22 protein-coding genes are annotated in these 23,980 nt (G+C 59.4%); 21 read left to right on the plus strand and 1 reads right to left on the minus strand.

The features are described from left to right. Window positions 1–2: 2 nt before the first annotated feature. The 17 genes from ACYU7Z_RS14640 to ACYU7Z_RS14720 all read left to right on the plus strand — a co-directional run bounded on the left by ACYU7Z_RS14640 (window position 3) and on the right by ACYU7Z_RS14720 (window position 18,556). On the plus strand, window positions 3–971 hold the full coding sequence (locus ACYU7Z_RS14640; RefSeq protein WP_460571757.1) for an SDR family oxidoreductase: 969 nt from the start codon (window positions 3–5) through the stop codon (window positions 969–971). Continuing rightward, window positions 968–2,023: a dTDP-glucose 4,6-dehydratase gene (gene rfbB / locus ACYU7Z_RS14645; RefSeq protein WP_460571759.1), complete on the plus strand. Its 1,056-nt coding sequence runs from the start codon at window positions 968–970 to the stop codon at window positions 2,021–2,023. The genes ACYU7Z_RS14640 and rfbB overlap by 4 nt, the downstream gene beginning before the upstream one ends. Window positions 2,024–2,137: 114 nt before the next feature. Continuing rightward, complete coding sequence (gene rfbA / locus ACYU7Z_RS14650; RefSeq protein ID WP_460571761.1) at window positions 2,138–3,010, plus strand: sugar nucleotidyltransferase; 873 nt, start codon at window positions 2,138–2,140, stop codon at window positions 3,008–3,010. Further along, window positions 3,007–3,588, plus strand: a complete 582-nt coding sequence (locus tag ACYU7Z_RS14655) for an acyltransferase (protein WP_460571763.1) — start codon at window positions 3,007–3,009, stop codon at window positions 3,586–3,588. Before rfbA ends, ACYU7Z_RS14655 begins: the two co-directional genes overlap by 4 nt. A gap of 61 nt (window positions 3,589–3,649) precedes the next feature. After that, window positions 3,650–4,672, plus strand: a complete 1,023-nt coding sequence (locus tag ACYU7Z_RS14660; protein WP_460571765.1) for a Gfo/Idh/MocA family protein — start codon at window positions 3,650–3,652, stop codon at window positions 4,670–4,672. Continuing rightward, on the plus strand, window positions 4,662–5,990 hold the full coding sequence (locus ACYU7Z_RS14665; RefSeq protein WP_460571767.1) for an MATE family efflux transporter: 1,329 nt from the start codon (window positions 4,662–4,664) through the stop codon (window positions 5,988–5,990). The genes ACYU7Z_RS14660 and ACYU7Z_RS14665 overlap by 11 nt, the downstream gene beginning before the upstream one ends. An 11-nt stretch (window positions 5,991–6,001) precedes the next feature. Then, a complete protein-coding gene (hisH, locus tag ACYU7Z_RS14670) occupies window positions 6,002–6,616 on the plus strand; it encodes an imidazole glycerol phosphate synthase subunit HisH (RefSeq protein ID WP_460571769.1) in 615 nt (204 codons plus the stop codon). Further along, window positions 6,613–7,395 carry an AglZ/HisF2 family acetamidino modification protein gene (locus tag ACYU7Z_RS14675; protein WP_460571771.1) on the plus strand — a complete coding sequence of 261 codons (783 nt, stop codon included), beginning with the start codon at window positions 6,613–6,615 and terminating at the stop codon, window positions 7,393–7,395. The genes hisH and ACYU7Z_RS14675 overlap by 4 nt, the downstream gene beginning before the upstream one ends. A 59-nt stretch (window positions 7,396–7,454) precedes the next feature. Continuing rightward, a complete protein-coding gene (locus ACYU7Z_RS14680; RefSeq protein WP_460571773.1) occupies window positions 7,455–8,630 on the plus strand; it encodes an adenine nucleotide alpha hydrolase family protein in 1,176 nt (391 codons plus the stop codon). Beyond that, window positions 8,630–9,688: a UDP-N-acetyl glucosamine 2-epimerase gene (gene wecB / locus ACYU7Z_RS14685; RefSeq protein ID WP_460571775.1), complete on the plus strand. Its 1,059-nt coding sequence runs from the start codon at window positions 8,630–8,632 to the stop codon at window positions 9,686–9,688. Before ACYU7Z_RS14680 ends, wecB begins: the two co-directional genes overlap by 1 nt. 26 nt (window positions 9,689–9,714) lie before the next feature. Next, window positions 9,715–10,851 (plus strand): glycosyltransferase family protein, encoded by a 1,137-nt coding sequence (locus ACYU7Z_RS14690; protein ID WP_460571777.1) that lies wholly within the window; start codon window positions 9,715–9,717, stop codon window positions 10,849–10,851. Window positions 10,852–10,902: 51 nt separating this feature from the next. Further along, the gene (asnB, locus tag ACYU7Z_RS14695) at window positions 10,903–12,750 is read left to right on the plus strand and encodes an asparagine synthetase B family protein (RefSeq protein WP_460571779.1); all 1,848 of its coding nucleotides are present in this window, start codon (window positions 10,903–10,905) and stop codon (window positions 12,748–12,750) included. 85 nt (window positions 12,751–12,835) lie between these two features. Continuing rightward, the gene (locus ACYU7Z_RS14700) at window positions 12,836–13,783 is read left to right on the plus strand and encodes a Rossmann-fold NAD(P)-binding domain-containing protein (protein ID WP_460571781.1); all 948 of its coding nucleotides are present in this window, start codon (window positions 12,836–12,838) and stop codon (window positions 13,781–13,783) included. A gap of 18 nt (window positions 13,784–13,801) precedes the next feature. Continuing rightward, a complete protein-coding gene (locus ACYU7Z_RS14705; protein WP_460571783.1) occupies window positions 13,802–15,043 on the plus strand; it encodes a glycosyltransferase in 1,242 nt (413 codons plus the stop codon). Then, the gene (locus tag ACYU7Z_RS14710; protein WP_460571785.1) at window positions 15,040–16,263 is read left to right on the plus strand and encodes a glycosyltransferase family protein; all 1,224 of its coding nucleotides are present in this window, start codon (window positions 15,040–15,042) and stop codon (window positions 16,261–16,263) included. Before ACYU7Z_RS14705 ends, ACYU7Z_RS14710 begins: the two co-directional genes overlap by 4 nt. Beyond that, complete coding sequence (locus ACYU7Z_RS14715; protein ID WP_460571787.1) at window positions 16,260–17,477, plus strand: acyltransferase family protein; 1,218 nt, start codon at window positions 16,260–16,262, stop codon at window positions 17,475–17,477. The genes ACYU7Z_RS14710 and ACYU7Z_RS14715 overlap by 4 nt, the downstream gene beginning before the upstream one ends. Continuing rightward, a complete protein-coding gene (locus ACYU7Z_RS14720; protein ID WP_460571789.1) occupies window positions 17,474–18,556 on the plus strand; it encodes a glycosyltransferase family 4 protein in 1,083 nt (360 codons plus the stop codon). The genes ACYU7Z_RS14715 and ACYU7Z_RS14720 overlap by 4 nt, the downstream gene beginning before the upstream one ends. On the opposite strand, the gene ACYU7Z_RS14725 is transcribed toward ACYU7Z_RS14720, so the two are convergent. Then, on the minus strand, window positions 18,498–19,886 hold the full coding sequence (locus ACYU7Z_RS14725) for a hypothetical protein (RefSeq protein ID WP_460571791.1): 1,389 nt from the start codon (window positions 19,884–19,886) through the stop codon (window positions 18,498–18,500). The two genes, ACYU7Z_RS14720 and ACYU7Z_RS14725, sit on opposite strands and share 59 nt — an antisense overlap. Before the next feature lie 100 nt (window positions 19,887–19,986). Here ACYU7Z_RS14725 and ACYU7Z_RS14730 point away from each other — a divergent pair, with 100 nt between their 5' ends. From ACYU7Z_RS14730 to ACYU7Z_RS14745, 4 genes are all read left to right on the plus strand, one after another. Further along, window positions 19,987–21,195 carry a glycosyltransferase family protein gene (locus tag ACYU7Z_RS14730; protein WP_460571793.1) on the plus strand — a complete coding sequence of 403 codons (1,209 nt, stop codon included), beginning with the start codon at window positions 19,987–19,989 and terminating at the stop codon, window positions 21,193–21,195. 99 nt (window positions 21,196–21,294) lie between these two features. Beyond that, complete coding sequence (locus ACYU7Z_RS14735; RefSeq protein ID WP_460571795.1) at window positions 21,295–22,155, plus strand: hypothetical protein; 861 nt, start codon at window positions 21,295–21,297, stop codon at window positions 22,153–22,155. 15 nt (window positions 22,156–22,170) lie between these two features. Beyond that, window positions 22,171–22,905, plus strand: a complete 735-nt coding sequence (locus ACYU7Z_RS14740) for a tyrosine-protein phosphatase (protein ID WP_460571797.1) — start codon at window positions 22,171–22,173, stop codon at window positions 22,903–22,905. Window positions 22,906–23,037: 132 nt separating this feature from the next. Continuing rightward, window positions 23,038–23,910: a MerR family transcriptional regulator gene (locus ACYU7Z_RS14745; protein ID WP_460571799.1), complete on the plus strand. Its 873-nt coding sequence runs from the start codon at window positions 23,038–23,040 to the stop codon at window positions 23,908–23,910. The last annotated feature ends 70 nt before the right edge of the window (window positions 23,911–23,980 follow it).

The following is a 23,980-nucleotide window of genomic DNA, read 5'->3' on the forward strand; positions in this document are numbered from 1 at the left end:
TTATGCGAATACTGGTAACTGGAGGGGCCGGGTTTATCGGCTCCAACCTCGTGGAAGAACTGCTGCGTCATCCGCAGGTGACGGCGGTGCGTGTGCTCGACAACCTGAGCACGGGCTACGCCCATAACCTGAAAGAGTTTGAAAGCGATGCGCGCTTCGAGTTCGTCCAGGGCGATATCCGCGACTACGAGACCTGTCTCGCCGCGTGCAAGGATGTGCAACGCATCTCGCACCAGGCGGCGCTCGGCTCGGTACCGCGCTCGATCAACGACCCGCTGACCACGAATGCCGTGAACATCACGGGCACCCTCAATATTTTCACGGCCGCAAAGGAAAACGGCGTCGACCGCGTGATCTATGCCGCCTCATCCTCGACCTACGGCGACCATCCCGGCCTGCCGAAAGTGGAAGACGCGATCGGGCGGCCGCTGTCGCCCTACGCCGTTACCAAGTACGTGAACGAGCTCTACGCCCGCGTGTATGCCGATGTATACGGCACCGCGTATGTAGGGCTTCGCTATTTCAACGTATTCGGTCCGCGGCAGGATCCCAACGGCGCCTATGCCGCCGTCATCCCGCTGTTCATGAAGGCCGTGCTCGACAACGAGCCGCCGAAGATCAACGGTGACGGGGAAACAAGCCGCGACTTCACCTACGTGAGCAACGCCGTGCACGCCAACATCTGCGCGCTGTTTACCGACAACGCCGATGCCCTCAACCAGGTGTACAATATTGCTTACGGCGAACGCACGACGCTCAACGAGCTTTTCGAGACCATCAAGGGAATCGCCGGCTCCGACCTCGCCCCGGCTTACGGCCCCGAGCGCGCCGGCGACGTGCGCCACAGCCTTGCCGACATCAGCAAGGCGCGTACCCTGCTGGGCTACGCCCCGGCCATGTCGGTGCGCGAAGGCCTCAAAGTCGCCTTTACCTGGTACCGCCAACAGCACAATTACTCTTACTCGGTATGAACAAGACCCTCTTCATCACAGGCGGCGCCGGATTCATCGGGTCGCATGTCGTTCGCCTTTTCGTAACGAAATACCCGGACTACCGGATCGTGAACCTCGACGCGCTGACGTATGCCGGCAACCTCGAGAACCTCGCCGACATCCAGGACGCACCGAACTACGTGTTCGAGAAGGCCGACATCGTGGATGTGGCCCGCATCCAGGAATTGTTCGCGCAATACCGTCCCGACGGGGTTATCCACCTGGCAGCTGAGTCGCACGTAGACCGTTCCATCGCGTCGCCGCTCGACTTCGTGTATACGAACGTGATCGGCACCGTGACGCTGCTCAACGCGGCCCGCGAGCTCTGGAAGGGTGATTTCGAAGGCAAGCGTTTTTACCATATCTCGACCGACGAGGTATACGGTGCGCTCGGCGCCACGGGCCTGTTTACCGAAGAAACGGCTTACGACCCGCACTCGCCGTACTCCGCTTCGAAGGCATCGTCCGACCATTTTGTACGGGCGTACCACGATACCTACGGCCTGCCGGTGGTGATCACGAACTGCTCGAACAACTACGGTCCGAACCACTTCCCCGAGAAGCTGATCCCGCTGTGCATCCACAACATCATTCATAACAAGCCGCTGCCGGTTTACGGCGACGGCAAGTATACCCGCGACTGGCTCTTCGTGAAAGACCACGCGGTGGCCATCGACCTCGTGTACCACCAGGGCAAGAACGGCGATACCTACAATATCGGCGGCTTCAACGAGTGGCAGAACATCGACCTGGTGAAGCTGCTGTGCCGCCAGATGGACGAGAAGCTGGGCCGCCCCGCCGGCACCAGCGAAGGGCTCATCACCTTCGTCAAAGACCGTCCCGGTCACGACCTGCGCTATGCCATCGACGCGTCGAAGATCAACCGCGAGCTGGGCTGGAAGCCGAGCGTAACCTTCGAGGAAGGCCTTGCGCTGACCATCGACTGGTACCTGGCCAACGAAGAGTGGCTCTCGAACGTAACGAGCGGCGCTTACAAGAGCTATTACGAAGGAATGTACGCAGGCCGATAAAACAGTTTGGAATTTTTTGCGTCCCGATGCTTCGGGATGGAGTGTTTAGCCGGCTGATGCCGGCTTCAGCCTTAGCAAAAGACCCAGGGCCATAAACTAAATAACTGCTTTTCCATGAAAGGAATTATTCTCGCCGGGGGCAGTGGCACCCGGCTTTACCCCATCACGAAGGCGATCTCGAAACAGTTGATGCCCATCTACGACAAGCCGATGGTGTATTACCCGCTGTCGATCCTGATGATGGCCGGCATCCGCGAGGTGCTGATCATCACCACGCCCGAAGACAACAGCCAGTTCAAGCGGCTGCTGGGCGACGGAAGCCATGTTGGCTGCCGCTTCGAGTACGCCGTGCAGGAAGTGCCCAACGGCCTTGCGCAGGCCTTCGTGATCGGTGCCGATTTTGTTGGCGACGACAAGGTGGCGCTGGTGCTGGGTGACAATATCTTCTTCGGCGCGGGTCTTGGCCGCCAGCTGCAGGAGCTCAACGACGTGGAGGGCGCGTACGTGTTCGCCTACGCGGTGAGCGACCCGGAGCGCTACGGCGTGGTCGATTTCGACGGCGAGCAGAACGTGCTCTCGATCGAGGAGAAGCCGGCGCAGCCGAAAAGCAACTACGCCGTTCCAGGACTGTATTTCTACGATAACGACGTGCTGCAGATCGCCCGCGACCTGGCGCCTTCGGCCCGCGGCGAGTACGAGATCACCGATGTGAACAAGGAATACCTGAAGCGCGGCCGCCTCAAGGTGTCGGTGCTCCAGCGCGGTACCGCCTGGCTCGACACGGGCACCTTCGACTCGCTCAACGACGCGAGCGAGTTTGTTCGCGTGATCGAAAAGCGACAGGGTACCAAGATCGGCTGCATCGAGGAAGTGGCCTACCGCATGGGCTACATCTCGGCCGGGGAGCTGGCGGCGCAGGCCGACGCGCTCATCAAAAGCGGCTACGGTGCCTACCTCCACCAGGTTTTAAAAATGAGCAACAAATGAGCGAGCAATTATACTATGCCCACCCGTCTGCCATTGTAGACGAGGGCTGCACGATCGGCGCCGGAGTCAAGATCTGGCACTTCAGCCACATCATGCCCGGCTGCGTTATCGGCGCGGGCTGCAACATCGGCCAGAACGTGGTCGTAAGCCCGAAGGTGACTCTAGGCGAGAACGTGCGTGTGCAGAACAACGTTTCGATCTACGAAGGCGTCATCTGCGAGGACGATGTTTTTCTCGGTCCGTCGATGGTGTTCACCAACGTCATCAACCCGCGCAGCGCCGTCAGCCGCAAGAGCGAGTACAAGCAGACGCTGGTGCGCCGCGGAGCCTCGATCGGTGCCAATGCCACCATTGTGTGCGGCAACGAGATCGGCGTGTTTGCCTTTATCGGCGCCGGCGCCGTGGTTACGAAGCCCGTGCCGGCGTATGCGCTGGTAGTGGGCAACCCGGCCCGCCAGACCGGCTGGATGAGCGAGTTCGGCCACAAGCTGAAGTTCGACGCCAGCGGTGCCGCGAAGTGCGAAGAGAGCGGCGAGTCGTACGAGCTGAAAGACGGAACCGTACGCAAAGTAGGATAAGCCCCGCAGCGCAACACACGCTGCCATTAACCATAGAACCCATAGACCCATAAACGAATTCATGTCAGAAAAAAAGATCCGCTTTGCCGTTATCGGCTGCGGCCATATCGGGAAGCGTCACGCCGAGATGATCGCGCGCAACGAGGAAAGCGAGCTGGTAGCCCTGATCGATATCAAGGAGCCCGTCGCACTCGGTATCGACAAGTATAATGTTCCTGTGTTCACGTCCCTCGAAGCCTTTTTCGACTCGGGCATCGAGGTGGATGTGATCAATATCGCCACGCCCAACGGCTTTCATGCCGACCACGCCCTCAAGGCGCTCGACCACAAGAAGCACGTGGTGGTGGAAAAGCCGATGGCCCTCCGCCGCACCGACGCCGAGAAGGTGATCTACAAGGCGCTCAACGTGCACCGCCACGTGTTTGCCGTGATGCAGAACCGCTACTCACCGCCGTCGGTATGGGTAAAAGAAATGGTCGACTCGGGCCGCCTCGGCGACATTTACCTGGTGCAGCTTAGCTGCTACTGGAACCGCGACGAGCGCTATTACAAGGCCGACAGCTGGCATGGCAAGAAAGACCTGGACGGCGGAACGCTGTTCACGCAGTTCTCGCACTTCATCGACCTCATGTACTGGCTCTTCGGCGACATCGAGCGCATCAGCGGCCGCCTCGCCGACCACAACCACCAGCACCTTACCGAGTTTGAGGACAGCGGCATCGTGAGCTTCGACTTCGTCAACGGCGGCCAGGGTGTGCTGAACTTCTCCACCTCCGTGTGGGACCGCAACCTCGAAAGCAGCATGACCATCATTGCCCAGAACGGCTGCATCAAAGTCGGCGGCCAGTATATGGACAAGGTGGAATACTGCCATGTAAAAGATTACGAGATGCCGGAGCTCGCGCCCACCAACCCGGGCAACGACTACGGCGCCTATAAAGGATCGGCGCAGAACCACCACTACGTGATCGATAACGTGATCGACGTGCTCCAGGGCCGCGCTACCATAACCACCAACGCCCTCGAGGGCCTGAAGGTGGTCGACATTATCGAACGAATCTACAAGGAGACGGATGCTAGCTAGGATCCTGCGGAAATTCCGGGGCTCGGACTTCTCGAAGAACACGCTCATCATCATGATGGGGACTGTCTTCGCGCAATTCCTGCTCATTGCTGCCACGCCGGTGCTCTCGCGCATTTATATGCCCGCGGAGTTCGGCCTGTCGGGCGTGTTCATAGCCTCGGCCTATATCCTGCAGTACCTGTTCACGCTGAAGTATCCCTTCGCCATCATGGTGGGGGAGGACGAGCAGAAGTCGTACCGCGTGGTGCAGCTTTGCCTCTGGCTCTGCGCTGCGTTTACGGTGGTACTCACCATCGTGTTCTACTTATTGAGCGGCCCGCTGCTCCGTATGCTGCACCTGACGGAGCTGGGCAACTACCTGTTGCTCCTGCCGCTGTTTTCGGGTGTGCTGGCGGCCAACGAAACCTTGTTTGCCTGGATGAACCGCAACAAGGCCTACCGCTACATTTCGATCAACCGCATTGTGACGGCAAGCGTGACGCTCGTTTGCATGCTGCTCTGGGCAGTGCTCATCGACCACAGCGCCAAGGGACTTATTCTCGGCACCGGGCTCGGCCAGCTGATCGGCACGGGCCTGCTGTTTTACCGCAGCCAGGGCTACGCGCGCTTCCCGCTTCGCCCCAACTGGGCGGCGCTGCGCTCGGTGGCCCACGAGTACCGCTCGTTCCCGATCTACACGCTCCCTTCGGAGATGATCAACATCGTAACGAACCAGCTGCCGGTATTTATGCTGAAGCGATTTCTGCCCACGGCTACCGAGGCGGGTTATTTCAGCATGACCAACCGTGTGCTGGGCATCCCGCTCACGTTCGTGAGCTCCTCGATCTCGGAAGTGTTCCGCCAGCGCGCGGCCGACGACTACCGGATCAACGGCAGCTGCCGCCCCATCTTCCTGAAAACGGCCGGCACACTCGCCGCGGCGGGCATCGTGCCCTTCCTGGTGCTGTTCTTCTTCGGGCCGCAGCTCTTTTCGTTCGTGCTGGGCAAGGAGTGGACCGAAGCCGGCCACTATGCGCAGCTGCTGGCGCCGCTGTTCTGCCTCAAGTTTATTGTGAGCCCGATGACGATCACCTTCTTCATCGCGCAGAAGCAGCGGGTGGATTTCTTCATCCACATCGCGATGCTGTTTCTGACGGCGCTGCCCTTCTACATCGGCTTCCTCGTGTACCACAGCATCTTCTATTCCCTGCTGGGTTATTCGCTGTCGTACTCGCTGATATACCTGCCTTATTTCTATTTATCTTTAAAGTTTGCCACCCAAAAGCGGCTCGTTGCTGCAAGACCGGTGCCCGAAGCGGCCCCGGAGGTCGTTGGCTAACCCTAACAAATATGATCGCCATTATTGACTACGGGATCGGCAATCTGTTGTCGGTCAAGAACATGTTGAAGAAGGCGGGCGTCCCCGACGCGGTCATCACCGGCGACCCCGAAGTGCTGCGCCGCGCCGACCGGATCATCCTCCCCGGCGTGGGTCATTTCGATTACGGAATGCGCAAGCTCAAGGCCTCGCCGGCTTACGAGGAGCTGAACCGCAAGGCGCTCGAGGAAAAGGTGCCCGTGCTGGGTATCTGCCTGGGCGCGCAGCTGCTGACCAACGGCTCCGAAGAAGGTGCCGATCCCGGTCTCGGCTGGATCGACGCCGACACCGTGCGCTTCGAGGTCGACAAGCTGGCGGAGCGCCTCCCCATCCCGCATATGGGCTGGTCGGAGATCGACTTCACGCCGCACCCGCTTTTTGCGGGTATGTACGAGGAGCCGCGGTTTTATTTCGTGCACTCCTTCTACCTGAAGCCGAAGAAAGAAGAGAACAAGCTTTGCATGGCGCGCTACGGCCACGCCTTTGCGGCCGGTATCCAGCGCGACAATATCATGGGCGTTCAGTTCCACCCCGAGAAGAGCCACAAATTCGGACTGAAGCTTTTGGAAAACTTTGCCCGTTTATGACGAGAAGAATCCGTGTTATCCCGGTGCTCCTGATCCACGAAGGAGGGCTGGTAAAATCCGTAAAGTTCAAGAACTACAAGTACGTCGGCGATCCCATCAACGCGGTGAAGATCTTCAACGACAAGGAAGTGGACGAGATCTGCATCCTCAACATCTCGAACTCGAAGGCGAAGAAGGGCCCCGATATCCAGCTCGTTGCCGACATCGTGAGCGAGGCCTTCATGCCCGTGGCCTATGGCGGCGGGGTTACCAGCATGGAGCAGGCCGAGAAGCTGTTTTACAACGGCGTGGAGAAGATCGTGCTCAATTATTCGGCGGTCACCAACCCGCAGCTGATCACCGACATTGCCAAGCGCTACGGCAACCAGGCCGTGGTGGTGAGCATCGACTACAAGAACAACTGGCTCGGAAAGAGCAGCGTGTATACACTCAACGGAACCGAAGCGGTAAAGCGCTCGCCCCTTGAGCTGGCAAAGCAGGCCGAAAGCCTTGGCGCCGGTGAGATCTTCCTCAACTCCATCGACCGCGACGGCACCTATGGCGGCTACGATCTCGAGACGCTCGAGAAAGTGGCGGCAGCGGTGAGCCTCCCGGTGATCGCCTGTGGCGGTGCCGGCTCGGTGGAAGACTTCCAGAAGGCCGTTGCCCGCGGCGCATCGGCTGTTGCTGCCGGCTCCATGTTCGTATTCCAGCGGCCGCACAACGCCGTGCTGATCTCATACCCGCCCTACGCCGAGCTGAAGGCCAAGCTTCATTTCGCCAGCAACCCGGTTTCCTGAGCCGCGGCAGCTTTTCATAACCCTAACCACGCAAACGACATTAACCGAAACGTCCCTTTATGTTTCAATGGACCTATAACGAAGCGCAGCTGAAGCAGGACCCCCGTGCCAACTTCGGCCGCCCGTACCAGCAGTGCAGCAAGACGGTGATGGATACCATCGCCGACCCCGATATCACGTTTGACGAGAACGGTGTTTCCAACTATTACTACCTCTACGACGAAGTAGCCAGGAAGAACCTGTTTCTCGGCGACGAAGGCAAGCAGCACCTCGACGCGATGATCGCCGAGCTGAAGGCCAACAAGAAAGGCAAGTACGACAGCATTATCGGCCTCTCCGGTGGTGTAGACAGCACCTACCTCGTATACAAGGCGAAGGAGTGGGGCCTCAACCCGCTGGTGGTGCACTTCGACTACGGCTGGAACCTCGAGCTCGCCGTGCAGAACATCGAGCAGACGCTCAAGTATGCCGGCTTCGAGCTGTATACCTACGTGATGAACTGGGAGGACTTCAAGCAGCTGCAGCGCGCCTACTTCAAGGCCGGCGTGCTCGACCTCGACGTGCCTGCCGATCACCTCATCTTCGCGGCCCTCAACATGGTCTGCAAGAAATTCAACATCAAGTATGTCCTGAAAGGTTTCAACGTGCAGTCGGAGGCCATCCTGCCGCGCACCTGGAACTACAACCGCAAGTTCGACCTCATGAACCTGCAGGATATCTACAGCCAGTACGGTCCCGGCCGCAAGATCAAGAACCTGCCGAAGCTCGGACTGTGGCAGCGTATCTACTACGACCGCATTTTCAACCTGCGCTCGTTTACGCCGCTCAACTTCTTCGATTACGACAAGACGCAATCCAAGAAGGAGCTCATTGAGAAAGTAGGCTGGATCGATTATGGCGGCAAGCACTTCGAAAACGTGTTCACGCGCTTTTACCAGGGCTACATCCTGCCCACGCGCTTCGCCATCGACAAGCGCAAGGCGCACCTCAGCACGCTGATCTGCTCGGGCCAGATGACCCGCGCCGAGGCACTCGAGGAGCTCGCCAAGCCGCCCTACGACCTGAAGCTGATGGAAGAGGATTATAACTACGTATCGAAAAAGCTGGACTTCACGCCCGACGAATTCGATGCCTGCCTCCAGGGCCCCATCCGCCAGCACAGCGAATTCAAGGAAGAAGCCAGGCTGCACGCCATCCTTTCCAAACTGACCAAAGCGTTCCTCAAGAAGAAATAATGCCCAGCAAAATCGTTTCCATCATCGGCGCCCGGCCGCAATTCATCAAGCACGCGCCTGTATCGCTGGCTCTTTCGAAGCGCTTTGAGTCGATCTCCGTGCACACGGGCCAGCACTACGATGAGAAGATGAGCGACATCTTCTTCAACGAGCTGAAGATCCCGCGCCCCGAGTACCTGCTCGACATCGGCAAGGCATCGCTGCACGGCGCCCAGACGGGCCTCATGCTGCAGCAGATCGAGGAGATTCTCCTCAAGGAGAAGCCCGCCGCCCTGCTAGTGTACGGCGATACCAACTCGACGCTCGCCGGCGCCCTCGCGGCGGCCAAGCTGCATATCCCCATCGTGCACATCGAGGCGGGCCTGCGCTCCTTCAACCGGCAGATGCCCGAGGAAGTGAACCGCATCCTCACCGACCATATGTCGGAGCTGCTGTTTGCCCCGACGCCCGTGGCCGTTGAAAACCTGGCCAACGAAGGCATCCGCAAAGGCGTATACCGCACCGGCGACGTCATGTGCGATACGCTCAACCTGATGCGCCCCTTCCTGAAGCGCCTGCACGAGGGTGACTATTACTTCGCCACCCTGCACCGTCCTTATAATACCGACGACCAGCAGCGTCTTACCACGATCCTTAGCGTGATGAACCGCCTGCCCGCACCGGTGGTGTTCCCCATCCACCCGCGCACGGCCAACAACCTGCGCAAATGGGGCGTGGACATGGAGCAATACAGCAATATCCGCTTCGTGGAGCCCGTGGGCTACGAGGCCTGCCTGTCGTACCAGTCGGGTGCCCGCTACGTGGTGACCGATTCGGGCGGCATCCAGAAGGAAGCATACATGCTGCGGGTTCCCTGCATCACCGTGCGCTCCGAGACCGAGTGGGTCGAGACCCTCGAGGGCGGCTGCAACACGCTGGTGTTCGACAACCTCGAAGAGATCCTGTCGATCGCCGGTACCCCGCGCGAGGTCGCTTTCCGCGACCTCTATGGCGACGGGCATGCGGCCGAGGAGATCACCGGGATCATTTACAAACACCTCAACGGCCAGCAGGCCTAAGCGCCCGCGCAACCGCAACCTCTTTCATGAAAAAAGGCTTACTGATTTTTCCCATCTACACCGACATCGGCAAAACCGATGGGATCGTGGTGAAGAACGAAGGCATACACAAGGCCTTCCTGGCCCACGGCGTGCCCGTGGATGCGCTCAAATTCCGCACCACCGGCATCTACAACGGCGACGAGCAGGTAATGGCTTTTTCTTCGAACAAATACCTGCGTGCCTACCAGCTGCATATCCGCTCCTGGGGCGTGATGGCGCGCTATGCCGCCAAGAAGGGCTACGACTTCGTATGGGCCCGCCTGCCGCTGATACAGCCGTTTATCGCGTCGTTCGTGGCCTCGGTCAAAACGGCGCTGCCCCGCTGCACGTTCATCATCGAGTATGGAGCCTACCCGTTCGAGAACGAGCTGACCCCGCGGCAACTCAAAATGTACCGGCTGAATAAAGGCCAGGAGAAGAAGGCACACCGCTTCGCCAACTACGTGATCACCTACTGCGGTCAGAAGGACGTGGATGGTGTTCCGAATATTCCCATCGACAACGGCATCGACCTGAAGGGCATTCCCGTGGTGCAGCCCAACCCCGATGTAAGCAAGCGGATCAACTTCGTGTGCGTGTCGAGCCTCAAGAAGTGGCACGCCTATGAGCGATTTATCGCCGGACTTCCGGCGTATATCCAGTCGGGCAAAGGCCCCGAGATCCACTTCGACGTGGTGGGCAACGGCCCCGAGTTTGAAAAAGTGAAGGGGCTGACCGAATCGCTCGGCGTGCAGCAGTACGTGACCTTTCACAACTTCAAGGGCGGCGCCGAGCTCGATGCCATCTATGCGCGCAACCACGTCGCCATCGGCACGCTTGGCTTCCACCGCATCGGCATCACCAACTCGAGCTCGCTGAAAAACCGCGAGTACTTCGCCCGCGGCCTTCCCATCGTGGTGTCGACGCCCGACAAGGACATGCCGCCGGAGCTGCCCTACGTGAAATACGTGCCCGGCAACGAGGAGCCGCTGGACATCGCCGACATCGTTGCCTTTGCCCAGCGCGTATATGCAGAGCCCGGTGTCAACGCCCGGATCCGCGCCTATGCCGATGACCATGTATCGTGGAACAGCAAGATCGCAGTTGTACTCGATGCTATCGGCGCGGTGCCCGCAACGTAACGCCCGCCGGCCCTGCGCCGGCGTTTTTGTAACCTCATTCAACAGACACCTATGTGCGGCATAGCCGGATTTTTTACCCAGGGAAGTACCCTTCCGCAATTGCAGGAAGCAACCGACGTGCTGGAGCACCGGGGCCCCGACGCGGGCGGCTATTTCTTTGAGGACTGCGGCATCGGCCTCGGCCACCGCCGTCTCTCGATCATCGACCTTTCCGAAGGCGCGCACCAGCCGATGTACTCGGCCGACGGCCGCTACGTGATGGTCTACAACGGCGAGGTGTACAACTTCCAGGAGCTGCGCAACAAGCTTCCCGGGCACGCCTGGAAAACCCACGGCGACTCCGAAGTAGTGCTGGAGCTCTTCGTGCGCTTTGGTGCCGAAAGCTTTGCCTGGCTCAATGGCATGTTTGCCGTGGGCATCTTCGACAAGCAAACGCAGAAGCTCACGCTGGCCCGCGACCCGGTCGGCATCAAGCCCCTCTTTTATTACTACGACGGAAGCTCCTTTGCCTTTTCCTCGGAGCTGAAGTCGCTGAAGAAATTATTCCCGGGCCTGCAGGTCAACCGCGGGGCCATCCCGTATTTCCTGCACCTCGCTTATATCCCGGTGCCGCTGACCATTTACCAGGATGTCTACAAGTTCCCTTCGGGGCATTACGTGGAGGTATCGCTGGCCAACGGGAAGCCGGAGCTGTCCGACATCCGCGCCTTCTGGAAAGTGGAGCAGTATATCCGTCCCGGCACCGTTACCAACGAAGCCGAGGCCAAGAGCGAGCTGACGAAGATCCTCTTCGGCGCCGTGGAGCGCCAGCTTATCTCGGACGTGCCCTCCGGCACCTTCCTGAGCGGCGGTATCGACAGCTCGCTGGTAACGGCGATCGCGGCGAAGACCTCCGACACGAAGATCAAGACCTTCTCCATCGCCGTGCTCGATGGCAAGGTGAACGAGGCGCCCTACGCGGCGGCGATCGCCAGGTACCTCGGCACGGAGCACTACGAGCTGCCCATCCGCCAGAGCGACATCCTCGATATGGTGCCCGACCTGCTGGGTGTGTACGACGAGCCCTTCGGCGACACGTCGGCATTCCCGACGATGCTGGTAAGCAAGCTGGCGCGCAAGCACGTGACCGTGGCCCTCAGCGGCGACGGTGGTGACGAGCAGTTTTACGGCTACGGCACCTACACCTGGGCGCAGCGCCTCGAAAACCCGCTGCTGCGCGCCCTGCGCAAGCCGCTCCATGCGGCAAGCCGGCTGGCACCCGATTATTACAAGAAGGCCGGCCGCATGCTCGGTTACGAGAACGACCGCGTCCTCAAAAGCCATATCTACGGGCAGGATTACTTCCACAGCCGCGAGCTGAAGGAGCTGCTCACCTATAACGGGTATTCTTTCGACGGTCTCAACCGCGACGTGGAAAGCCCGCGCCCGCTGAGCGTCCGCGAGAAGCAATCGTTCTGGGACCTGGCCTATTACCTGCAGGATGACCTGCTGGTGAAGGTGGACCGCGCCTCGATGAAGTACTCGCTCGAAACGCGCGTGCCCCTGCTCGACCTCGAGGTGCTGAAGTTTTCGCTCAACCTCCACGAGAGCCTCAAGGAAAAAGGCGGCGAGCGGAAATACCTGCTCAAGCAGGTGCTCTACGACCTGGTGCCGGCCTCGTACTTCGACCGGCCCAAGTGGGGCTTTGGAATTGCCCTCGACAAAGCCCTCCGCGCGGAGCTGCGCCCGCTGGTGGAGCAATACCTCACGAAGGCGGTGCTCGACAAGCACGGCATCGTCAACGCGGCGCCGGCGCTGGCCCTGAAAGATCGATTTTATAACAAGGGAGAAGATTCTTCCTACTTCCGTGTATGGTTGCTCACAGTGCTGCACTGGTGGCTGGAGGAGAATAAAGCGTAAGAAAAGGTTCAGGACGGTAGTTCCGGATCTCAATTTTTTTGAACCTTCTAAACCTCCTGAACCCTTCAACCTTTTTGAATTGATTATGGCTAAAGCGGGCAATATTGCACTTATCGGCGGCGGCGGCTTTCTCGGAACCTCGTTTCGCGAGCAGTTTCATGACCGGTACGACAAGATCGTGATCATGGGGCGGAGCATGGAGATCGGGCCGCTGCGTGACAACGAGATCTACCATTCCATCGCCACCTTGAGCGTTGACCGCGTGGCGGAGATCCTGCTCAGCGAGGAGGTCGGCAAGCTGGTCGACTTCTCGTACAACACGGTGCCGAAATCGAGCTTCGACAACCCGATATCCGACTTCTCCGAAAACCTGTACACCGTGATCCATCACCTGGAGATCGTGCGCAAGGTGCCGGGGATGAGCTATCTCTATGTATCATCCGGCGGTACCGTGTACGGCAACAGCGTACAGCAGCCCATCGCGGAAACGCATCCCAACGTACCGCTTTCGCCCTACGGCATCACGAAGCTCACCTCCGAGCGCTACGTGCTGATGTACCAGGCGATCTACGGGCTCAACGTGCATATCATCCGTCCTTCGAATATCTACGGCCCGGGGCAGCGGCCCTACCGCGGGCAGGGCTTTATCGCCACGGCCATGGCCAACGGGCTGAAGGGCGCCGACGTGCCCATCTTCGGCGACGGCACGCATGTGCGCGACTACCTGTACCTCACCGATTTCTGCGCGGCCGTGAAAGACGTGCTCGATCATGGCGTCAACGGCACCGTGTATAACGTGGGCTACGGAAGCGGCTACACCATCAACGAGGTGGTGGAGCAGCTGCGCGGCCTCGACGGCATCCAGCCCTTCGCGGTGCTGAACCTGCCGAACCGCCCCTTCGACGTGCACTACAACGTGCTCGATCACGGCGCACTCGCCGGCTTGAACGGCTGGCGTCCACAGGTAGACCTCGCCGAAGGCCTCGACCGGACGCTGGCCTGGATGAAGACCTACCTGCAACAAGCGAATTAACCCAACTTCTTTTCCTGAATGGAGCATACGGATCGTAAAAATATTCTCGTCCTCGTGGAGCACTTCGGGCAGGGCGGCGCCGAGCGCGTTGCACTCATGCTCGCGCAGCTGCTGCACGAAAGCAGCCGCTACCGGGTGTCGCTCTATGCGATCCACAATTCCTACCCGGCCCCGCAGCTCGAAGGGATCCGCACCGGCACCCTCGACATCGGGTATGCCGGCGGCTTCCGGAAGATCGGCAACTACTACCGCAAGATCAGCCGCCTCGCGGGCCTCAAAAAAGAGCTCCGCAGCGACCTGACCATCAGCTCGCTGTGGCCCGTCGACTGGATGAACGCCCTCACGGGAAAGGACCGCCGGATGTGCCTTATCCAGATCAACATCCTCAACAACCCGCAGAACGCGCTCATGGTGAAGCTCCGGCCACTTGTGACGCGCGTGTACAACAGCTTCGACAAGGTGATCGTGGGCGGCGCCAACCTCATCCCGGAGCTCGTCGACTTTTTCCGGATACGCCGCGACAAGCTCGAGGTGATGCAGAACCCGGTGGAGATCGGCCGCGTGGAGAAGAACCTCCGGGAAGCCCTCCCGGCGAAGCTCGAGGGGCCGTTTGCCCGCTACCGCGTGTGCGTGGCCGCCAACCGCCTCGCGGCCATCAAGAACACGGCCGCCCTGGCGCCGATCTTCAAGAGCCTCCGCGACCAGGAAGGAACGAAGTTCCTCATCATCGGCGAGGGCGAGGAAGCCGCGAGCGTGCGCCGCGCCGTGACCGACGCGGGCCTGCGCTACAGCCAGGTGGAAGACGCCGACTTCGACGAGACCGCGCATTTCTACTTCCTGAATTTCCAGCAGAACATCCACAATATCATCAGCCGTGCCGCGCTGTTCCTGTTCCCGACAAAAGGGGAGGGGCTTCCGCTTGCGCTGCTCGAGGCCTTCGCCTGCGCTGTGCCGGCGCTGGTAAGCGACTGTCCCAACGGCGGCATTTCGGAAGTGATGGAAGGCGCAAAACCATACGATCCCGAGCACCCGCGCACAACGGTGGAGGCCACCAGCGCGGGATTCCTGATGCCGATCCCCGAGGCGGGCCACCCCGCCACGATCGCGGCCTGGAAGGAGACCATCGAGTCGCTGCTTGCCGCCGACGAAGACCGCATCGAAAAAATAAAAGAGGGCGCCCGCGCCCGCGCCCGCGATTTTGACACCGAGAAGACCCGCCAGAAGTGGGAGGCTATGATCGAAGCCGTATTGCAACCATGAAGAAACAAGAACAGACCATCCTTTACCTCACCTACGACGGCCTCACCGACCATATCGGCCAGGCGCAGGTACTCCCGTATATCATTGCCTCCAGCGAGCGCGGTATGCGCTTTCATATACTTTCCTTCGAGAAGCGCGCCAACACCGAGAAGATCCGGAAGGTGCAGGAGCTCCTCGACCGCCACGGCATCGTGTGGCACCGCCTCGACTTCACGCTTGGGCGCAACATCTTTTACAAGATCTGGGACTTCCTCAAGTTCGTAGGCACCGCCGTGAGCGTTACGCGGAAGCACCGCTACGCCATCGTGCATTGCCGCAGCTACTTTGCGTCGAGCATCGGGCTGCTGGTGCGGTCGCTGTACCGCCCCAAGCTCATTTTCGACAAGCGCGACTTCTGGATCGACGCCAACGTGGAAACGGGCCGCATCAACCGCGGCAAGTTCACCCACCGCGCCGTGCTTTCCGTGCTCCGCTACTTCGAGCGTAACCTGTTCCGCAAGTCGGAGCATATCATCTCGCTCACGCACCGCGCCAAGGGGATGGTGCTGGAGATGTACCCCGAGCGCCGCGCCGAAGACATCACCGTGATCCCCTGCTGCGTGGACCTGTCGCTCTTCGACCCGAAGGCGATCCCGGCGGCCGAGACCGAGGCGCTCCGCGCGCGGCTGGGCCTGCAGGGCGCTACCGTGTTCGGCTACGTGGGCTCCATCGGAACCGCCTACATGGTGCCGGAGCTGCTGGAGTGCTTCAAGACCATCAAGACCCGCGTGCCTGATGCCAAGCTGTTCTTCATGGTCAACAACGACCGCGAGGAAGTGCTCCGGATCGCGGAGGCCGCCGGCGTGGACCGCGCCGACGTCGTGGTGACCTCGGCCGCCCGCAACGAGATGCCGCTGTACATCTCGACGCTGAACGCGGGCCTCTTCTTCATCACGCCGACGTTTGCCAAAAAGGCCACCTCGCCCACCAAGCTGTACGAAATGCTGGCTATGGGCAAAACGGTGGTCACCAACGGCGAGGTGGGCGACGCCGAAAAGATCTTCCGCGAGCTGCAGTGCGGCTACCTGATGCCGGCCGCCGTGCCCGCCGAATTTGAAAAGGCGGCCCAACGGCTTTCTGAGAACCCAATTACACATAAACAATACGACTTGTCGAACTATTCGCTGCATTACGGCTCGGATCAGTATCTTCAGGTATACCGTAAACTACTTGCGCAATGAGTGTCCTATCCCAGCCAACTGCGGAGTCCGCAAAACCCGCGGTAACCGTGAACAAGGAGCAAAAAAAACCTGCGGTCTATTTTCCCAACCTCGACGGGCTCCGGTACTTCTGTTTCCTGAGCGTGTTCCTGTTTCACTCGTTCTCCAACTCCAACCCGCAGATCACCGGCGACAGCCGCTATATCATGCTGCGGCGCTTCCTGATCAACGGTAGCGTGGGCGTGAATTTCTTCTTCGTGCTCAGCGGCTTCCTGATCACCTACCTGCTGCTGACCGAGAAGAAGGAAACGGGCAGGATCCACGTGGGCGCTTTCTACGTGCGCCGGGTGCTCCGCATCTGGCCGCTTTATTTCTTCTGCGTGTTCTTCGGCTTTGTGCTGTTCCCGATGTTCAAGGCCTACTTCGGCCAGGTGCCTTCGGAGCCCGCCAACTCCTGGTTCTACGTAACCTTCCTCGCCAACTTCGACTTTATCGCGCACCGCCCCGATGCCTCGGTGCTGGCCATCCTCTGGTCGGTAGCCGTGGAGGAGCAGTTCTACCTGTTCTGGCCGCTGCTGATGGCCTTTGTGCCCGCGCGTTTCCAGCTCCACCTCTTTGGCGCGGTGCTGGCCCTGTCGCTGGCCTTCCGCGCATTTATCCTGAGCCACGGGTACGACAACGACATCAACAGCGTTCAGCTCAATATCAACACGCTGGCCATTATCGGCGACTTCGCCATCGGCGGCGCCGCGGCCTGGCTCGCCTTCACCAAGCGCGGCTTCATGGCCCGCTTCGCTGAAATGCCGCGTGCGGCCATCGCTGCGATCTACGCCGCGGTGATCGTCATCCTGCTGTTCCGCATGGAGATCTTCCAAACGAGCACGTTCGGCTGGATGGTCGACCGCATGGTGCTGTCGACCGTATTCGCGCTCGTGATCATAGAGCAGTGCTTCGCGAAGAACTCGCTCTTCAAGCTGTCGCGCTTCCCGCGCATCTCGAAGCTGGGCACCTTTACCTACGGCCTGTACTGCCTGCACCTGATCAGCATCCTGATCGTGCACACGCTGCTGCAGCGCGCCCGCCTCACCGATTCGTTCTACCCGTTTATTCTCCTGGAGGGCATCGGCTCGCTGGCCCTCGTGATGATCATGGCTTACCTGAGCTATAACTATTTCGAGAAACCCTTCCTCAAACTCAAATCAAAATTCGCCCTCATTAAGACCACCAAGCCATGAGACTTTTGTTCGTTGTTCCCTATCCCTATGATAAAGCACCCAGCCAGCGCCTGAAGTTTGAGCAGTACTACGATCACATGCGCGCCGCCGGCTACGAGATCGAATGGACCTGCTTCTACGACGACGAGGCCTGGAAGGTGATTTACAAGAAGGGTCATTACCTGGGCAAGCTTACCGCGCTGCTGCGTGGCTATGCGCGCCGCCTCAAGTACCTGTTCCGCCTCGGCCAGTACGATGCGGTGTACATTCACCTCTGGGTCACGCCAATCCGGCCGGCCCTCTTCGAGTGGCTGTACAACAAGTTTGCAAAGAAGATCATCTACGATATCGACGACCTCGTGTTCCTGAAGGAAGCCTCGCATATCGCCTGGTGGAAAGGAATGCTGAAAAGCCGCAAGAAGCCGGTATTCCTGATGAAGAAGGCGAAGCACGTCATCACCTGCACGCCCTTCCTCGACGAGTTCGTACGCAAGTACAACCCGCATACCACCGATATTTCGTCGACCATCAACACCGATACCTATGTGCCGGTCAACCGCTACCGGAACGACCACAAGCTCGTGCTCGGCTGGAGCGGCTCACACAGCACCATCGTGTACCTGTACCTGCTCAACGACGTGCTGCAGGAGCTGGCGAAGACGCACGACTTCAAGCTGCTCGTGATGGGATCGACGCAGTATCACCTCGACGGCGTGGACTACGAGGCCGTGGAATGGAGCCGCGAGCGGGAGATCCCGACGCTGCAGCAGTTCGACATCGGGCTGTACCCGCTGCACCTCGAAGACCAGTGGGTGATGGGCAAGAGCGGCCTGAAGGCCCTCCAGTACATGGCCCTGGGCATTCCCACGGTGGCAACGGGCCTCGGCGCCAACCACCGCGTGATCCAGGACGGCGTATCGGGCTACCTCGTGAAGACGAAAGAAGAGTGGCTGGAGAAGCTGCGCTACCTGCTCGATAACCCGGAGGAGCGCCGCCGAATCGGACAGGCCGCCCACGACCGCGTGGAAAACCTGTACTCGATCAAAAAGAATGCTCCGGTATATGTTCAGATAATTGATTCTGTTGTTCAAGCGCCTTAGCCTCCGCTTCGGCCAGCTTCGCCTGGTACAGGTATACGAGGAACAGGCAGTAGAACGGCAGGCAGGGGATCTTATAGCGCACCAGCGTTCCGAAGTTGGCCGCCGCGATACCGGTCATGAACGCAAAGAGGAACGTGAACAGGAGGCAGAACTGCAGGATCGGCGTTTTGGCGATAAGCCGGAACGTTGACCCGATGCCTCCCTTGAATGTGAGTTTGATCGTAAAATACAGCAGCACCATACTCTCGAGGGAAGCGGCGAAGATGAAGATCTTTCCATATTCCCAGGGATAGGGCCGGAACAGCGTCAGGTTGATACCCACGGGGATGGCCGCGAGGATGCCGAGCGGCGACGAGAAATCCACGTTGAGGTCGTAGGCCGAGCCCGCGGCGCCTCCGTAAAGCGTAATCGAGTTGTAGGTGTTGGCGGCTGTATCGAGGGCGTTCTCCATCGAGTAACGTCCGAGGAGCTCGTCGGCATTGCGGAGGAAGAGACCCACACCGCCCAGCGCCACCGCCAGGATAAAGGGCGTCGACAGCACGCGCACCGCGGGGTTCTGGATCTTGTGCTTGTACGAGTTGAAGATAAAGAGCAGGAAGAACGGAACGAAGGCGGCGAAGATGTACACCTTTACCGAGATGATCAGGAAGGCCGCCAGCGAAAAGCCCAGGAGGTTTTTCAGCACTTTCCGCGGCTTTACGAAGGCATAGTAGCCGGTGATGAACAGCCAGCAAAGCGAGGAGAAGGTGATCGTATCCTTGAAGATCGAAGAGTCCCACACCATCACCGAGGGGATGAAGATCGTACAGAAGGCTGCCAGCCGCGTCTGGATACCGAACTCCTCGCGTATGAATACGAAGAAGTTCCACACCGCGATGAACGCCAGGGTGCAGAAGAACAGCGAGTTGGGCAGGAACATATTAAAGGCCAGGTAATTGAAAATGGCCGCCACTTTGGCCACGAAGAAGGCCTCGTTCTGGAACAGGAGCACGTCGCGCATCGACAGGCCATCCATGTTGGTGTTGTTGAAGCTGTCGAGGTTATTGAACAGCACATGGAGCATCTCGCCCGGGTGGTTGCGGAAGTAGGTGTTCAGCATCACCGACGCATCGAAGTACGCGCGCCCGTCGTACATGCCGTGGTAGTAGTGCTCGTAGATAAGACCGATGGCGACGGAGCCCAGGAATTTCAGGAACATCCCGCGCATATAGAGCTTCTTCAGCTCCGGCTCGTGGGGGTGCCGTTTTCCAAAGTACCACATCAGCAGGCTGCCGAGTAAAAGCAAATAAACCGGCAGTGCTACATAGTCGTACCAAAATATAAAATACATACAGGCGTTCTTTGTCGGTAAGGCGCAAAAGTACCGAACCGGTCCCGAAACGGGCGAGCGCAGAACATATTATTTCAATAAATTATCTTTTCCCGAAACCATGCCCCGCGTACTCTGTGTACTGAACCGCCTCATCATTGGCGGGCCTTCTGTGATCGCTGCTTACCTCACCCATTATTCGCGGCCTGAGTTCGAAACGATGATGGTTATCGGTGGAAAGGACGACCATGAGCTCGATGCAAACTTCATCACCGACCAGTTCGGGATCAAGCCCGTGGAGGTGCCCGAGATGCGCCGCGCCATCAACTGGAAAGACGACCGTGCGGCCTACCAGCGCCTCAAGGAGCTGATGCGCTCCTTCCGTCCCGATATCGTGCACACGCATGCCGCCAAAAGCGGCGCCCTCGGGCGCCTGGCGGCCTTTGCCACAAACGTTCCCGTAACGGTACACACCTTTCACGGCCACGTATTTCACTCCTATTTCTCCCCGCTGAAGACGCAGGTGTTTCTCCAGGCCGAGCGCTACCTCGCGCGCCGCTCCTCGGGGATCATTGCCATCTCCGACCTCCAGAAGGAGGAGCTTGCCGGCGAATTCCGCGTGGCCGCGCCCGATAAGATCCGCGTCATTCCCCTCGGCCTCGACCTGGCGCCCTTTGCGCAGGGACAGGAGGAGAAGCGGGCGGCTTTCCGCGCCCGGTATGGCGTGGCCGACGATGAACTGCTGATCGGGCTGGTGGGCCGTATCGTGCCGGTAAAGAACCACGCCCTCTTTATCGCGATGGCCGACCTGCTGGCGAAATCGACCAGGCGCCGCCTCCGCTTCTTCCTTATCGGCGATGGCGACGAGCGGGCCAATGTGGAAGCGGATTGCCGCGCGCGCGGCCTCGACTACACCTATTACCCCGACGATCCCCGGCCGGCACTTGTGACCTGCACCTCCTGGCAAACGCGTATGGACGAAGTCTATGCGGGTCTTGATATCGTTGCCCTCAGCTCGCACAACGAAGGCACACCGGTGTCGATCATCGAGGCGGAAGCGGCGGGCCGACCCGTGGTGGCTACCAACGTGGGCGGCGTTGCCGATACGATGGCCGACGGGGTAACCGGCTTCCTGGTACCGGCAGGAGATGCCGCCGCCGGCGCCGAAGCGCTTGGCCGACTGGTGAACGACGAGGAGCTCCGGGCCTCCATGGGTGCCGCCGGGCGCCGCTTTGCCGAAGAAAAATTCTCGCTCCAGACGATGGTGGCCAATACAACCGGCTATTACCGCGAGCTGCTCGAGGGTAGCCGCGGAAAAGGCCGCCGGTAGGATGCGGAAAGAACATTAAGGAATTTTAATATTAAGTACTTACCCATACTGACCGGAAAAAATTATCTTTGAAGCTTACACGAAACTAACCGACACTTGGTGGCAAGACATAGTAAACCCAATTTTCTCACTCCAGCACTCCTCGCGCTTTCGTGCATCTTACTGGGGCTCAACTTTATACCGGTCCGTATCGACTGGTATGGAGACAAGAGCCATGTTGGTGAGAAATTCGACCCGAGCCTTGTAGCGCGTGCCCGTACCGTAGACCAGCTGCTCACCGTAGTGGACCAGCAGGCGCGTACAAGCGGAGTGCAGGAAGGAAGTGTTGCTTACGGTGTCTTACTTCTCAACACGGTAGAAGAGCGCTTCCAGCATGGCTACAGCAGCCCTGAGCTGTCGCGCAACTGGCTGGTGGCCCTGAGCGGCCTCGTACGCAAGGATATTGCCGCTGCCGTTCTCCCCGATGATATTCTCAGCGCATCCCATGCCGCCTGCAGCCAGCAGTCGATCGTTATGATGGCCGCGTTCCGCCGCAAGGGCATCGATGTGCGTAAGGTTCTTTTCCCCACCCACTTTGCCCTCGAGGCACGCGTTGGCGGCCGCTGGGTATTCTTCGACCCTGATGTGGAGCCCAACGTCACGGAGGCCAACATCGATGGTGTTGAAGCCATTGCCGCTTCTCCCAATCTCAACGGCATCTACAACAACGTGCGCGACCATGACCAGCTCCGCGACAACTTCCTGAAGTTCCGCCTCGGCGCCATCAACGCCGACCCCGCGCCGAACGCCTCCCGCTTCCACCGCATCTGCTACTGGCTGTCGAAGCTTCTCTTCCTCTTCCCCCTCGGTATCCTCGCCGTTGCGCAGCGCCGCAAGCGCCGCACGGTTGTTGTTTCCACCGCACGCGTCGCGAAAATGCAGCAGGCCTCCAGCCTCCCCGCGCAGAGCGTGCTGTTGTAATCGTACTTTCGCCCCATGTTCTTCTGGAAAAAACGCAAGGCGCCCCGCGTCGACCTTTCCTGGCTGAAGGCCGACATGCACTCGCACCTGGTGCCCGGCATCGACGATGGCGCCCCCGACCCGGAGACCAGCCTCGAGCTGATCCGCGGACTCCTCGAAATGGGCTACCAGAAGCTCTATACCACCCCTCATATTCTTTCCGACATGTATCCCAACACGCCCGAAACCATCGGGTCGGCGCTGGGAACGCTCCGCACGGCGCTCAAAGAGGCCGGCATGGATGTGCCGATCGAGGCCGCCGCGGAATACTTTGTCGATGGCCATTTCGCCGACCTGGTGAAAGAGCAAAAACCACTGCTTACCCTTCCTGGAAACCTGATCCTGGTGGAAGCTTCCACCTTCTCGGCGCCCCTCGAATTCAAGTCGGTGCTGTTCGATCTCCAACTCCAGAACTACACGCCCGTTATCGCGCACCCCGAGCGCTACATCTACCTGAAGCAGGACCCGGGCTACCTCGACGACCTCCGCTACAACGGCTGCTATTTCCAGCTTAACCTCATGTCGCTGGTCGGGCATTACGGTGTGCTGAGTAAGGAACTGGCGGAAAACATGATCCGCAAAGGCTTTTACGACTTTGTGGGAACCGACATCCACCACGTGCAACACCTCCCCGCACTCGCGAAGGCCGCCGCCTCGCCGCTGCTCGAAAAGCTCAAGGACTCGGGCAGCCTTCAGAACGACAAGCTTTAGGATCCCGGGTGCCTGATTTCCTTCAGCCAGTAGCCGATTAGCAGCCTGTCCCATTAGCAGCCTATCCCATTCGCACGTATTTCCCGGAATAAATCCGAACTTTCTCCCGCTTCGTTTGTATTATCCATCATTATGGGATTCACGATCAAGGAACTGGAGACGCTGACAGGGATCAAAGCCCATACGATCCGTATCTGGGAGCAGCGCTACCGCTTCCTGCGCCCTTCGCGCACGCCTACCAACATACGCACGTATAACAACGAGGAACTCAAGACCCTTCTTACTGTAGCCCTGCTCAACAAGTATGGCTACAAGATCTCGCGGATCGACAGCATGGATGCTGAGCAGCGGCACCGCGAAGTGCTGCAGCTCGAGTTCGCCGAAGCCCGCCAGGAGCACCTGGTCAACGAGCTGATCGGCTGCATGGTGGACCTCGAAGCCGCGGGCTTTGAGCGCCACCTGGACCATCACCTGGCCCACTATGGACTCGAGGTTACCATCAGCAACCTCGTATTCCGCTTCCTCGAGAAAACCGGTATCCTCTGGCAAACGGGGCGGGTGAATCCTGCCCACGAGCATGTGGTCTCCAATATCATACGGCAGAAGGTGATTGCCGCCACCGAGGCACTGCCCGCTGCCCGCGGCGGCAAACCGCTGCTGCTGCTACTGCCTGAAGGCGAGCACCACGAGCTCGGGCTGCTTTATGTAAACTACCTCCTCCGCCGCAAGGGACTGCCCGTGCTCTATATCGGCGCCAACACGCCGCTCCGCGATGCCCTGTACGTGGTACAGCTAAAGGAGCCCGATATCATCTATCTCCACCTGACGGCCATTCACCACAAGCCGCAATTCCAGAAATTTCTCAATGGCCTTTGCGCCGGCGCGCCCCGGTCGCGCGTGCTCCTGTCCGGCTATGTTACCCACGAGGAGCCGCGGAGCCTGCATCCCAACCTGATGCTCCTGAAATCCCTTTCCGAGGTACAGGCGTATATATCGGGTATCTAGGGTCCTTTTCCCACCGCACAGTTTGTTTAAGATTAGAAAAAATAAATTAGACAAAAAGGAATTTTGGGGC

The organism is Flaviaestuariibacter terrae, assembly GCF_054777635.1.

Excerpts from the sequence above, each read along its gene's own strand:
- ACYU7Z_RS14640 (WP_460571757.1), top strand. The coding sequence starts at position 3 with ATGCGAATACTGGTAACTGGAGGGGCCGGGTTTATCGGCTCCAACCTC.
- rfbB (WP_460571759.1), top strand. The coding sequence starts at position 968 with ATGAACAAGACCCTCTTCATCACAGGCGGCGCCGGATTCATCGGGTCG.
- rfbA (WP_460571761.1), top strand. The coding sequence starts at position 2,138 with ATGAAAGGAATTATTCTCGCCGGGGGCAGTGGCACCCGGCTTTACCCC.
- ACYU7Z_RS14655 (WP_460571763.1), top strand. The coding sequence starts at position 3,007 with ATGAGCGAGCAATTATACTATGCCCACCCGTCTGCCATTGTAGACGAG.
- ACYU7Z_RS14660 (WP_460571765.1), top strand. The coding sequence starts at position 3,650 with ATGTCAGAAAAAAAGATCCGCTTTGCCGTTATCGGCTGCGGCCATATC.
- ACYU7Z_RS14665 (WP_460571767.1), top strand. The coding sequence starts at position 4,662 with ATGCTAGCTAGGATCCTGCGGAAATTCCGGGGCTCGGACTTCTCGAAG.
- hisH (WP_460571769.1), top strand. The coding sequence starts at position 6,002 with ATGATCGCCATTATTGACTACGGGATCGGCAATCTGTTGTCGGTCAAG.
- ACYU7Z_RS14675 (WP_460571771.1), top strand. The coding sequence starts at position 6,613 with ATGACGAGAAGAATCCGTGTTATCCCGGTGCTCCTGATCCACGAAGGA.
- ACYU7Z_RS14680 (WP_460571773.1), top strand. The coding sequence starts at position 7,455 with ATGTTTCAATGGACCTATAACGAAGCGCAGCTGAAGCAGGACCCCCGT.
- wecB (WP_460571775.1), top strand. The coding sequence starts at position 8,630 with ATGCCCAGCAAAATCGTTTCCATCATCGGCGCCCGGCCGCAATTCATC.
- ACYU7Z_RS14690 (WP_460571777.1), top strand. The coding sequence starts at position 9,715 with ATGAAAAAAGGCTTACTGATTTTTCCCATCTACACCGACATCGGCAAA.
- asnB (WP_460571779.1), top strand. The coding sequence starts at position 10,903 with ATGTGCGGCATAGCCGGATTTTTTACCCAGGGAAGTACCCTTCCGCAA.
- ACYU7Z_RS14700 (WP_460571781.1), top strand. The coding sequence starts at position 12,836 with ATGGCTAAAGCGGGCAATATTGCACTTATCGGCGGCGGCGGCTTTCTC.
- ACYU7Z_RS14705 (WP_460571783.1), top strand. The coding sequence starts at position 13,802 with ATGGAGCATACGGATCGTAAAAATATTCTCGTCCTCGTGGAGCACTTC.
- ACYU7Z_RS14710 (WP_460571785.1), top strand. The coding sequence starts at position 15,040 with ATGAAGAAACAAGAACAGACCATCCTTTACCTCACCTACGACGGCCTC.
- ACYU7Z_RS14715 (WP_460571787.1), top strand. The coding sequence starts at position 16,260 with ATGAGTGTCCTATCCCAGCCAACTGCGGAGTCCGCAAAACCCGCGGTA.
- ACYU7Z_RS14720 (WP_460571789.1), top strand. The coding sequence starts at position 17,474 with ATGAGACTTTTGTTCGTTGTTCCCTATCCCTATGATAAAGCACCCAGC.
- ACYU7Z_RS14725 (WP_460571791.1), bottom strand. The coding sequence starts at position 19,886 with ATGTATTTTATATTTTGGTACGACTATGTAGCACTGCCGGTTTATTTG.
- ACYU7Z_RS14730 (WP_460571793.1), top strand. The coding sequence starts at position 19,987 with ATGCCCCGCGTACTCTGTGTACTGAACCGCCTCATCATTGGCGGGCCT.
- ACYU7Z_RS14740 (WP_460571797.1), top strand. The coding sequence starts at position 22,171 with ATGTTCTTCTGGAAAAAACGCAAGGCGCCCCGCGTCGACCTTTCCTGG.
- ACYU7Z_RS14745 (WP_460571799.1), top strand. The coding sequence starts at position 23,038 with ATGGGATTCACGATCAAGGAACTGGAGACGCTGACAGGGATCAAAGCC.